The following is a 564-nucleotide window of genomic DNA, read 5'->3' as shown; positions in this document are numbered from 1 at the left end:
AAACAAGCACAGGCTCACTTGCCGCTCCCATAGCCAGATACAACAAAAGCGGAGCAGTCCCTATTGTCAATGGCGTAACAACGCACCCTGTAACACCGCAAATTTTTTGCAACCCACGACAAACACCGTCCCCTTCAATACTAGGTTCTTCTTCCAAAATTTTAATATCTTCCCTCAAAGTTTCATCAGAAAAAGGTATGTCTTTTTCAAAATGCGGGGTTTTAATAATAATTGAACAATCTCTGCCATTAACTAACATCTTTCAAACTCCTCATATCTTCGCCCTTGCCCTTATCTTCTCGTTCATTCCTCATTCCTCATTCCTCATTTTTCTTTGCTATTTGCTCTTTTCTCTTTGCTCCTTGCTCATTGCTCATTCCTCATTCCTCATTTCTCATTCCTCTTTGCTCTCTGCTCTCTGCTCTTTGCTCATTTCTCATTGTTCATTCCCTCTACAGTAATTCGCAGACTAATAATTACTTCCCAATCCATACCGCAATTTGCTTTTTTCGGCGGTATATACTTTTTTCCAGTAACAGAAACTCTGTCCACAATCCCGCCCAA

1 pseudogene is annotated in these 564 nt (G+C 40.8%); it reads right to left on the bottom strand.

Going from position 1 to position 564, the window contains the following annotated elements:
• Positions 1 to 259, bottom strand: a pseudogene (locus ACYVRH_RS14275) (hypothetical protein); the annotation flags it as partial.
• Positions 260 to 564 lie beyond the last annotated feature (305 nt).

It is taken from the genome of Treponema sp. R80B11-R83G3 (assembly GCF_054786115.1).
This window is presented reverse-complemented; position numbering and strand designations above follow the sequence as displayed.